Here is a 10,565-nt window from a genome sequence, read left to right as displayed (position 1 = left end):
TCTCAAGTTTTGTATTTCTTAATTATACAAAAATGTACCATACAGAGAGAGACTTTTTTTAGTGTCTACTCTATAGGGTACATTTTACTTCTATGCATGGCCAGATGCTCTCGCCCGCCTAAAAAAAGGGGTTTTTATGTCGTTTTTTTAACTTGTATATATAGTAGGAAAAATACGTAAAATTCCCCATGCTTTCTATATTTATGAATCATTTTTAATAATATGTTTTGTTAAGAATAAATTCCCTCCTTCACTTCTACTATAATTAAAATCAATACTTTGAATAATAAATAACCCGCAATATTTGTGATCTTTGACTAAAAGATTCATGCACAAAGCAAAATAATTTTACTGAAAGAAATAATTTGTTATTTAGTCAATTTTGACTATAATATAGTTTATCCCACATTAACCATCAGTAGGGGTGCAAAAACAATGATGGAAGTTTCATTTTATTATTGGTATACAAAGGAGGGCTATGCTTGGAGGAACAAATAACTCAAAAGCAAGCAAGTAATACAAAGTTCGTTGTAACTGGATTGTTACTTGGAATACTATTAGCAGCAATGGATAATACAATTGTTGCTACTGCAATGGCTACCATTGTAGGTGATTTAGGTGGATTTGATAAGTTTGTATGGGTTACTTCTGCCTATATGGTAGCTACTATGGCTGGGATGCCTATCTTCGGAAAGCTATCAGATATGTACGGACGTAAACGTTTTTACATAGGAGGATTGCTTCTCTTTTTAGTGGGTTCAATACTTTGCGGCACTGCCAATAGCATTGAACAATTAAGTATATACCGCGCTATTCAAGGTATTGGCGGAGGCGCTCTTATGCCAATCGCCTTTACAATTATGTATGATATTTTCCCAGCGGAAAAACGCGGTAAAATGACAGGTCTATTTGGAGCTGTTTTTGGAACATCAAGTGTGTTTGGTCCGCTTCTAGGTGCGTATATTACCGACTATATTAGTTGGCACTGGGTATTTTATATTAATATTCCATTAGGAATTATCTCGCTATTTTTAATTACAAAATACTATAAAGAATCTTTACAATATAGTAAACAAAAAATTGATTGGGCAGGTGCTATTACTTTAATTATTGGTATCGTTAGTCTCATGTTTGCTTTAGAACTTGGCGGTAAAAAGTACGCCTGGGATTCAAGTGTAATTATTAGCTTATTTGCTACATTTACTGTTATGCTTCTTATCTTTTTCTTTATTGAGCGAAAAGTGGAGGAACCGATTATTTCTTTCCATTTATTCCGAAAACGTTTATTTGCAGCAAGTCAAGGCGTTGCTTTCTTCTATGGTGCAACGTTTATTATTTGCACAGTCTATATTCCGATTTTCGTTCAAGGTGTTCTTGGTGGATCTGCAGCAAATGCTGGACTCATTTTAACACCGATGATGGTAGGATCTGTTATCGGAAGTCAAATAGGCGGACAGTTAGCAACGCGTACAAGTTATCGTAACATTATGACTGTCTCTGGTATTTTCTTTATTCTTGGTATGTATTTATTAAGTACATTAACAATAGATACACCACGTACAATGGTAACAGTCTTTATGATTTTAGCTGGATTTGGCGTTGGGTTTTCCTTCTCTGTCTTAAGTATGGCTTCTATTCATAATTTAAGTATGAGAGAACGAGGCTCTGCAACATCAACAAACTCTTTCTTCCGTTCACTTGGTATGACACTTGGTGTAACGATTTTTGGTACCATTCAAAATCATTCATTTACAGATAAATTAAAATCTATTTTCCCGCCAGAACTAGCAAAAATGGCTCCAAAAGGCGGCGATACAAGTTTTTTATTATCTCCAAATGCTACTGAAAAAATACCACCACAAATTTTACATGGTATTAAAGATGCACTAGCAAGCTCTATCGCTGACACATTTTTATGGGCACTTATTCCTGCATCGCTTAGTATTATATGCATCTTATTAATGGGAAAAGACCGATTAGTTGCACCAACAAACAAGAAACAAAAACAAGTGAGTTAACATTCTGCGTACACAGCTTCATATTCTAGAAAATGCTATTGATCATGCTTCTGTTGAACTTCGATGGCTAAGAGTAGAAAAACTTTCAGAAATCAATACAGAATTAGGCTATTAAATATATAAACAGTCACCGAGAGTGACTGTTTTTTCTATTCATAAAAACGGATTTTCTGAAGCATTTTTTTCCATTTTTCTTTTTTGTAACCTCTCTCCTTTTTCATTACAATACAAATAGATAAAGGAGGCGAAATCTTATGAAGGGCCATTTAATTAAACAATACGGATTCTCCGTATACTATCATTCTTATTTACAAAAACAAATCTTATACATACTAATACTTCGCAGCGAAATCGCTTTTCAATCCCATACATTACATCCAAATGAACAACTAGAACTACTCTCCTATGACCGATTACTCTTTCATCACGCTCACGATATATATAAACGAATACAGTGTTCCTACTCTGTTTTTTCACATACATATCCACCATCACATTGGTGGTGGCATTTAGAACATTTTTTGTTTTAATAAAATAAATTATCTTATTTTTAAAAATAGTAGACATTTTCAAAAATATTGTGATAAAATCTGTTTCAATATCATATACGCTAGTTACATTCCTTTCCAAAAGGAGATAGGTACACGAAAAAATACTTTCGTGTTTAAAAGGGAAGTTTGGTGAAAATCCAACGCGGTCCCGCCACTGTAAGTGCAAAGATTTCTTTCTATATACCACTGTGAAAACGGGAAGGTGATCGAAATCGTTGATGCATGAGCCAGGAGACCTGCCTATTTTAACAGCACTGATAGACTCACGGATGAGGAGGAGGTGTTTTTAACGAAAGAGAAGTATTTTCTGCTTCTATGGCTGCTTTTCGTTAAAAGCATTTCCGAGTATACGGAAATGTTTACTTATATTTAGGGAGGAAATCACAATGACACTTCAAACAAGTAACTTAGGGTATCCGCGAATTGGATTACAACGCGAATGGAAAAAAACTTTAGAAGCTTTTTGGGCAAACAAAGTGAATGAACAACAATTTGTAAAACAAATGAAAAAGATTCGCCTTCAACATCTAAAAGTACAACAAGAAAAAGGAATCGATCTCATTCCAATCGGTGATTTTACATATTATGACCATGTCCTTGATACAGCATATATGCTCGGGTTTATTCCTTCTCGTTTTTCAAATTATACATCGAAACTTGACATATACTTTGGCATGGCACGCGGTTCAAAAGATCACGTGGCTTCTGAAATGACGAAATGGTTTAATACAAATTACCATTATATCGTTCCAGAATATGAGGAAGATTTGCATATTTCTCTTAAAGAAAATCGTCCACTTCGTTTATATGAAGAAGCAAAACAAGAACTAGGCATTGACGGTAAGCCTGTTATATTAGGACCTTATACATTTTTAAGCTTAGCCAAAGGTTATAAAAAAGAACAATTCACAACCATTTTAAAAAAATTAACAGAACCATACATTCAATTGTTACAAGAATTACAAGATGCTGGTGTACGCTGGGTTCAAATTGATGAACCTATCTTTACTTCTCTATCAAAACAAGAAGTTCGTATCGCCAAAAAATTATATGAAACAATCCGTAAAGCTGTTCCAAATCTATCTATTATGCTACAAACATACTTTGATAGCATAGAAGAAAACTATGAAGAAGTTATTTCATTCCCTGTTACTGGGATTGGACTTGATTTTGCACACGGTAAAGAAGGCAATTTACGCGCCTTACTACAACATGGATTCCCATCCGATAAAGTATTAGGGGTCGGTTGTATCGATGGCCGTAGCATTTGGAGAGCAAACCTTGACGAAGCTCTCTCTCTTTTCCATACATTGCAAGAATCCGTACAACCGAAAGGATGGATTGTACAGCCGTCTTGTAGTTTACTTCATACTCCTATTGACAAAACAAATGAAACACACCTTGTACACGAATTATACGATGTGCTCGCTTTTGCAAATCAAAAATTAGAAGAACTTACTATTTTACAAAAAGCTGTCGTACATGGAATAGAAAGTATTTCTCATGAATTACAAACGTATCGACGTGTGCATGAAGCCATTCGTACTTCAGCAGCTCGTAATCGTAAAGATGTACAATTTACACTATCAGCATTACAGGAAGAAGACTTTTCCCGTCCTCTTTCATTTAAAAATCGCTATAACTTACAGCAAAAAGCTCTGAATCTACCATTACTTCCAACAACAACAATCGGTAGCTTCCCACAAACACAAGAAGTTCGTCAAACTAGAAAACAATGGCGCAGCGGCGATATCTCAAATGAGCAGTATGAACAATTTATTGAAGAAGAAACAAAAAAATGGATTCAATTTCAAGAAGAAATTGGTCTTGATGTCCTCGTTCACGGCGAATTTGAGCGAACAGATATGGTAGAATATTTCGGCGAAAAACTTGCTGGTTTCTCCTTTACAAGAAACGGTTGGGTCCAATCGTATGGCTCCCGCTGCGTGAAACCTCCTGTTATTTACGGTGACGTTGCGTTTATTAATGGTATGACAGTAAAAGAAACAGCATTTGCACAAAGTTGTACGAATAAAGTTGTTAAAGGTATGTTAACTGGTCCTGTCACAATTTTAAATTGGTCTTTCGTTCGAAATGATATTCCAAGAAAAGAAGTTGCTTATCAAATTGGCCTGGCACTTCGCCATGAAATTAAATTACTTGAATCATCTGGTATTCGTGTCATTCAAGTTGATGAGCCTGCACTACGCGAAGGAATGCCGTTAAAAGAAAAAGATTGGGAAACATATTTAACATGGGCTGTCCAAGCATTCCGCCTTTCTACTTCTTCAGTGGAAAACGAAACACAAATTCATACACATATGTGCTACAGTAATTTTGAAGATATCGTAGAAGCAATCCGTCAACTTGATGCAGATGTTATTTCCATTGAAACATCAAGAAGCCACGGGGAGTTTATTGATACATTAAAAGAACATCCATATGAAAAAGGAATTGGCCTTGGTGTATATGACATTCATAGTCCACGTGTGCCAAGTATAGATGAAATGTATGTAATTGTAGAGCAATCATTAAAGGTGTGTGATCCAAAGTATTTCTGGATTAATCCAGATTGCGGTTTAAAAACAAGAAAAACAGACGAAGTTATTCCTGCACTAAAACATATGGTAAAAGCAGCTATCAAAGCACGTCAACTTTTACAAACAAGTGCGCGATAATAAAGTGAAACTTTAATCAGTGGGGGTTTTCTTCATCCCCCACTGATTATCAGCCCTCACCAATCGGGCTTTTACGGGCAGTTTATCTCCCGCCTAACTTCTTAAGAAAGGTGGAAGTGGCTCGTCCAGAATGTGAGGGGGATGGAGCTTCTGACGCAGAGGTGTTTTTTACCTCGTAGGAAGAAGCGAAGCCACCGAACATTCTAGCCACTGGAACTGGACAATGCTTCCGCTGAATTTTGAGGCGGGAGTATTATTGCCCACAAATAGCGGGATAAAGGAAACCTTCACTCAGTGAAAGTTTTCAATTTGTATTTATATTAGTTCTCTTCAAAAAACAATTCACATTTTACTTTATATAAGTCATCTGCTGAAGGTTCTTCTAGCGGAACTGCTTGCATAGTTACTATGTAATCCTCTGAAGGAACAAAGAAAGGAAGTTTACTTGTTAACACACTACTTATAAACACTCTTTCTTGTAATACTGTAAACGGAGCTGACACGATTCGCACTGCTTCTTTGTTTTCTACAAACTTCTGAGTATATACCATTATCTCACACGTATAATCAGATAATGCCTCAAATATAATCGCTCCTCCAGCCTCAGCATAGCCTCTTTCAAAATCCTTATCCGTCCAGTCTACATATGGAGGTGTCATATCTTGATTCATCACCATTAATTGCGAATAGGAAATTGTTAACTCCCCCCTCTTCACTCCTTTCATACAAGGTAATATATTATTTCACAATAAATTTCACACGTGTTCCATCTGAATATTGATCCAATTGATTTCCGACCCAAGAACCTGCACCTCGGTTATCTGCAGGACTAATATATTCGATATGTGCTCCTTTTCCACCTTCTTTACACATCGCCATCGGCCATTCATCACGATCATACCCTTTCTTTGGGGGATATGGAGCTAATGATTGCTTTCTTCTATCCGCAGCACCCTTTCGATCAATCGTACAAATTTTAGAATGACCTTCTTGTATTGCATTTTCAATATGTTTTCCTGTTTCAGGGTACTGTTTTTTCGAAAACTCAAGAATTTGGTCGTATGCTACGTCTTTCTTTTTCTCTGGTGCCGGTGCTATCAAAATTTCGTATACACCAATTAATAAAGAAAGGATTGCAGCGATTGTAATTAAAATACCTTTTACCTGTTTCATCTAGACTAAGTCCTCCATTTTCTTGCCGCTAATATGGAACGTTTCTCCTCCTCTTCCTGTCATTATAACAAATCTCATATTCTTATATTTTCAGACATTATTCTATATTCCTATCTTCTTTTCCATCAAAAACATGCTGTTTCATGCAGCATTCCACTAATCATGTAGAAAACTTTCAACCTTCCGACATTTTTTTTCAAAGGAAGTACAAAACAAGAAATGGAATTGATATACATGATACTTTTTAGGGAGGAAATGTCATGAATGGAACATATAAAACGAAAGATGTCACAAATAAAACGGGAATCCCCAAAAATGTAGTTCGCAAATATAGCCAACTTTTAGAACAACATGGCTATTTTATTGATAAAACAGCTCAATCTCGCACGTACAAAATGGATGATTTACGGATATTAAAACTGATTCACGAACGAGCCGCTACATTGAAAGAAGATATTTTAGAAACGATTGCATTTATACTAAAAGAGGAAGAATCTCCAGCAGCGCCTCCTGCTATTGTAGAAGAAAATCACAACCTACAACTGAATGAACAAAGCAAAAAATTTGAAGAATTCATGCACAAATTAGATATGCTCGCCCAATTAAACGAAGCCATTATTCATCAAAATTCCACCCTTATTACGCAGAATCGTTTAAAAGATGAAAAACTAAATGAATTAATACACCAAGTATATGTAAAAGAGGTAAAACAAGAAGAAATGCTACAAAATCTTGTGGATCATGCCGCAGAAAATGATGCGCTGCAAAAAGAAAAAATGGATTTACTCATGAATCATATGTATAAACGGGAATCCAAACAAGAAGAAAAAATGAACAAACTTATGAATCAAGTTTATAATAAAGAAAGTAATCGTGATGTCCAACTCATGCAAGTAATTCGAGAAATTCAAGAAACAAAACGATTAATTGCCGCTTCGCAAGAACAAAGTTTATTTAAATCGTTTAAAAATTTATTCGTTCGATTTAAATCTGAAAAAACGGGAGAAATAAATAAATAAATAAAAAAATAAAAGTTACCGTACTTTGGTAACTTTTACTCTTTATGTACAATGTTTTGCATCGCATCTGGTAAGGTAATAATCGCTTCCGTTCCTGTTCCTATTTCACTTTTATATACAAGTGTACCACTATGAGCTTGCAAAATACTAAATGTAACCATTAATCCAAGCCCTGTGCCCTTTTCTTTCAATGAATAGTATGGTTGTCCAAGTCTCGCAATCTGCTCTTTCGTCATTCCAACACCGCTATCTTTAACACGAATAACGATAGATTCATCTTTTTGCCATGCAGTCACTTTTAAATATCCTTTATTGTCTTGAATTGCTTCAATCCCATTTTTCACGACATTCATAATCGCTTGTTTTAATTTCGTTTTGTCACCTATCGTATATAAATTTTCTGCAATTTCAACTTGTAAGTATACGCCTCGCATTGCAGCAAATGAAGACATTAACGTAGTCATTTCAATAAGTTGTGCTGATAAACAAATATGTTCTTTCTTATCGATTTGCGGCCTCGCTAAGTTTAAATAGTCTGAAATAATTTGTTCTGCCCGGTCTAATTCAGCTAAAACGAGACGCATGTATTCTTTATTTTTCATATCTTCTGTACTTTCCAATAATTGAATAAACCCGCGTACAACTGTAAGTGGATTACGAACCTCATGAGCTACACTCGCTGCTAACTCGCTAACAATATTTAATTTCTCAGACTTTTGCATTTCTGTTCGTAACATTGCATTTTCATATAAATATTCTGTTAAGTACACTTGGAAGGTCATCGTCATGATCATAACGAAAGAAGCAAATATATATTCGCTATATAAATAAGATATCATTGGTGTAAATCCCTTTCCAAGCAACAAACCGAACATTTCAAATCCTAAAGAAATTAGAGTATAAAAAGATGCCAACATAAAAGAGAAAACCATTTTTTTATGTTTCGAAAATGTACTCCACTTTTTAGACAATAAAAAAGGAATGACAGAGATAAAAATAACTTCTAGTACACGCAACCAGCTTAAACCATTGAGAAATCCATCGTATAAAATAGCGATTACAGCTGGAATGATACCAACTATGCCACCATACAAAAATGCGCTAATAATTGAAATTTGATGAAAATCATAATTACAAGTTTCCCAAACACACATTGGATATGTCATCGAAAGTATAAGCGTAATTGTTGATAATAATACAATAAAATAGCGATTAGGCTTTTTATTCATACTTTGATAACGATTTAAACGAATTGCTTCATACAAAAATAGCGGCAAAATAATGATAGCAACTTGAATCATTAAGTCACGGATAAGTTCCATCCCCTCATCCCCTATATTCATTTTGATATGATTATATCATTTTATTGACAATTTTGTTTTATTTTTTAGATTATTCCAAACATTTCCGTAAATAATTTGTGAAGATTCATTCACAAGTGTTACAACTTTTCGAAATGATTGTAAACCATGTATCAAATTGCCACGATGCCATATACAATAAATACAGGATAAGAAATCGATTGGAGGAAGATAAAATGACAGGAACTGCGCTCGTCTTAAATGAGGAAAATCTCGTTGTATTAGAAAATATCGAGAAATCAGTATACGAAGAATTACAAGGGCGAACAGGTGCAAATGATTGTACATGCTCTGTAAACAACTCGGTAGTGCATTTAGGAAAAGTTTCTTCTGTTCTTTGGAGTGAAGACGAAATCGATTGGGAATACGGTTATTAAACAAAAGGTCGCTTTAGCGGCCTTTTTTTTGTTTGTAGCTTTTCAAAGCGATTATTTGATAAATATGATAAAATAAAATAAATTTTGCAACGGAAGAAAGGGAGACAAAATGGAACAATTTATTAACCCTCGTGTAAAAGAAATTCAAATTTCTGGAATTCGTCAATTTTCTAACATGATTCAAAATTATGATGATCTTATTTCACTCACAATTGGACAACCTGACTTTCCAACGCCTTCTTTAGTGAAAGAAGCCGCTAAGCGAGCCATTGTAGAAAACTTTACAAGTTATACACATAATGCAGGCTTATTACAGCTTCGTCAAGCCGCATGCGATTTTTTAAAAGAACGCTATGATTTAGTATATTCTCCTGAGAATGAAACAATTGTCACTATTGGAGCAAGTGAAGCAATCGATATTGCCTTTCGTACAATTTTGGAAGAAGGAACAGAAGTAATTTTACCAGCTCCTGTCTATCCAGGGTATGAACCTATTATTCGTCTGTGCGGTGCAAAACCTGTTTTTGTAGATGTTCGTAAAACTGGATTTCGCTTAACAGCAAAAGCACTTGAAGAAGCAATTACAGACAAAACACGGTGCATCGTACTACCATATCCATCAAATCCAACTGGTGTAACGTTATCCAAAGAAGAACTCGAAGAAATTGTGGCAGTATTAAAGAATAAAGATATTTTTGTTCTTTCCGATGAAATTTACAGCGAACTTGTATATCAGGGTAAACATATATCTATTGCAAATTTCCCGGAAATGCGCAATAAAACAATTGTCATTAACGGTTTGTCAAAATCTCATTCTATGACAGGATGGCGCATCGGTTTTTTATTTGCCCCAAACTTCTTGGCAAGTCAAATTTTAAAAGTTCATCAATATAACGTTACATGTGCAACTTCAATTGCCCAATATGCAGCAATTGAAGCGTTAACAGCAGCAAAAGACGCTCCTCGTATGATGCGTCATCAATACAAAAAGCGCCTTGATTATGTATACCACCGTCTTGTACAAATGGGATTAACTGTAGAAAAACCAACAGGGGCATTTTATCTCTTTCCTTATATTGGTGATTTTTCTTCCTCTTCTTTTGATTTTGCAATGGCGCTTGTGAAAGAAGCTAAACTTGCAGTTGTTCCAGGATCGGCATTTTCTGAATACGGTGAAGGATACATTCGTATTTCTTATGCTTATAGCATGGAAATGCTGAAAGAAGGCTGTGACCGTTTAGAAACATTTATACAACAAAAAAACTAAGAGGAAATTCTAATCTGTACCCTTTGTAAAGGACATCTTGAAAAAAGTTATGCCACATCAAGAAGATGATTTCTGTATTCAACAGGAGTCATCTTCTTTAAATTCCATTGGTATCTATAAT

10 protein-coding genes and 1 riboswitch are annotated in these 10,565 nt (G+C 35.0%); of the genes, 6 read left to right on the top strand and 4 right to left on the bottom strand.

The window, feature by feature from the left end; translation table 11 throughout:
• Positions 1-482: 482 nt before the first annotated feature.
• The 3 genes from MR076_RS25300 (at position 483) to metE (ending at position 5,247) form a co-directional block, all read left to right on the top strand.
• Positions 483-2,018 carry an MDR family MFS transporter gene (locus MR076_RS25300; RefSeq protein WP_242225321.1) on the top strand — a complete coding sequence of 512 codons (1,536 nt, stop codon included), beginning with the start codon at positions 483-485 and terminating at the stop codon, positions 2,016-2,018.
• A 254-nt stretch (positions 2,019-2,272) separates the two neighbouring features.
• Positions 2,273-2,548: a hypothetical protein gene (locus MR076_RS25295; RefSeq protein WP_242225319.1), complete on the top strand. Its 276-nt coding sequence runs from the start codon at positions 2,273-2,275 to the stop codon at positions 2,546-2,548.
• Between the two features lie 91 nt (positions 2,549-2,639).
• Positions 2,640-2,827, top strand: a riboswitch (cobalamin riboswitch).
• A gap of 128 nt (positions 2,828-2,955) precedes the next feature.
• Positions 2,956-5,247, top strand: a complete 2,292-nt coding sequence (gene metE, locus MR076_RS25290; RefSeq protein ID WP_242225317.1) for a 5-methyltetrahydropteroyltriglutamate--homocysteine S-methyltransferase — start codon at positions 2,956-2,958, stop codon at positions 5,245-5,247.
• 320 nt (positions 5,248-5,567) lie between these two features.
• On the opposite strand, the gene comJ is transcribed toward metE, so the two are convergent.
• Both comJ and MR076_RS25280 read right to left on the bottom strand, forming a co-directional pair.
• Positions 5,568-5,972, bottom strand: a complete 405-nt coding sequence (gene comJ, locus MR076_RS25285; protein ID WP_242225316.1) for a competence protein ComJ — start codon at positions 5,970-5,972, stop codon at positions 5,568-5,570.
• A gap of 13 nt (positions 5,973-5,985) precedes the next feature.
• Complete coding sequence (locus tag MR076_RS25280) at positions 5,986-6,420, bottom strand: NucA/NucB deoxyribonuclease domain-containing protein (protein ID WP_242225314.1); 435 nt, start codon at positions 6,418-6,420, stop codon at positions 5,986-5,988.
• 260 nt (positions 6,421-6,680) lie between these two features.
• Between MR076_RS25280 and MR076_RS25275 the strand changes: the two genes are divergently transcribed.
• Positions 6,681-7,439, top strand: coding sequence for a DUF3967 domain-containing protein (locus tag MR076_RS25275; RefSeq protein WP_242225313.1), 759 nt, complete (start codon positions 6,681-6,683; stop codon positions 7,437-7,439).
• A gap of 35 nt (positions 7,440-7,474) precedes the next feature.
• Here the strand turns inward: MR076_RS25275 and MR076_RS25270 are convergent, their stop codons facing one another.
• On the bottom strand, positions 7,475-8,761 hold the full coding sequence (locus tag MR076_RS25270) for a sensor histidine kinase (RefSeq protein WP_242225311.1): 1,287 nt from the start codon (positions 8,759-8,761) through the stop codon (positions 7,475-7,477).
• Positions 8,762-8,976: 215 nt separating this feature from the next.
• Between MR076_RS25270 and MR076_RS25265 the strand changes: the two genes are divergently transcribed.
• Complete coding sequence (locus MR076_RS25265) at positions 8,977-9,177, top strand: hypothetical protein (RefSeq protein ID WP_242225308.1); 201 nt, start codon at positions 8,977-8,979, stop codon at positions 9,175-9,177.
• 109 nt (positions 9,178-9,286) lie between these two features.
• Positions 9,287-10,444 (top strand): aminotransferase A, encoded by a 1,158-nt coding sequence (locus tag MR076_RS25260; protein ID WP_242225306.1) that lies wholly within the window; start codon positions 9,287-9,289, stop codon positions 10,442-10,444.
• Positions 10,445-10,491: 47 nt separating this feature from the next.
• On the opposite strand, the gene MR076_RS26915 is transcribed toward MR076_RS25260, so the two are convergent.
• Positions 10,492-10,565: IS3 family transposase (locus MR076_RS26915; protein WP_375337744.1), on the bottom strand; the 74-nt coding region annotated here is incomplete at its 5' end.

Source organism: Bacillus cereus group sp. BfR-BA-01380 (genome assembly GCF_022663535.1).
In the GTDB taxonomy this organism is placed as follows: Bacteria; Bacillota; Bacilli; order Bacillales; family Bacillaceae_G; genus Bacillus_A; species Bacillus_A cereus_BB.
The sequence above is the reverse complement of the archived record's forward strand: the minus strand, read 5'-3'. Positions and strand labels throughout refer to the sequence as shown.

What these genes read in the sequence shown, in the direction of transcription:
- comJ (WP_242225316.1), bottom strand. Translation starts at nt 5,972, where the DNA reads ATGAAAGGAGTGAAGAGGGGGGAGTTAACAATTTCCTATTCGCAATTA.
- MR076_RS25270 (WP_242225311.1), bottom strand. Translation starts at nt 8,761, where the DNA reads ATGGAACTTATCCGTGACTTAATGATTCAAGTTGCTATCATTATTTTG.
- MR076_RS25260 (WP_242225306.1), top strand. Translation starts at nt 9,287, where the DNA reads ATGGAACAATTTATTAACCCTCGTGTAAAAGAAATTCAAATTTCTGGA.
- MR076_RS25295 (WP_242225319.1), top strand. Translation starts at nt 2,273, where the DNA reads ATGAAGGGCCATTTAATTAAACAATACGGATTCTCCGTATACTATCAT.
- MR076_RS25275 (WP_242225313.1), top strand. Translation starts at nt 6,681, where the DNA reads ATGAATGGAACATATAAAACGAAAGATGTCACAAATAAAACGGGAATC.
- MR076_RS25265 (WP_242225308.1), top strand. Translation starts at nt 8,977, where the DNA reads ATGACAGGAACTGCGCTCGTCTTAAATGAGGAAAATCTCGTTGTATTA.
- metE (WP_242225317.1), top strand. Translation starts at nt 2,956, where the DNA reads ATGACACTTCAAACAAGTAACTTAGGGTATCCGCGAATTGGATTACAA.
- MR076_RS25280 (WP_242225314.1), bottom strand. Translation starts at nt 6,420, where the DNA reads ATGAAACAGGTAAAAGGTATTTTAATTACAATCGCTGCAATCCTTTCT.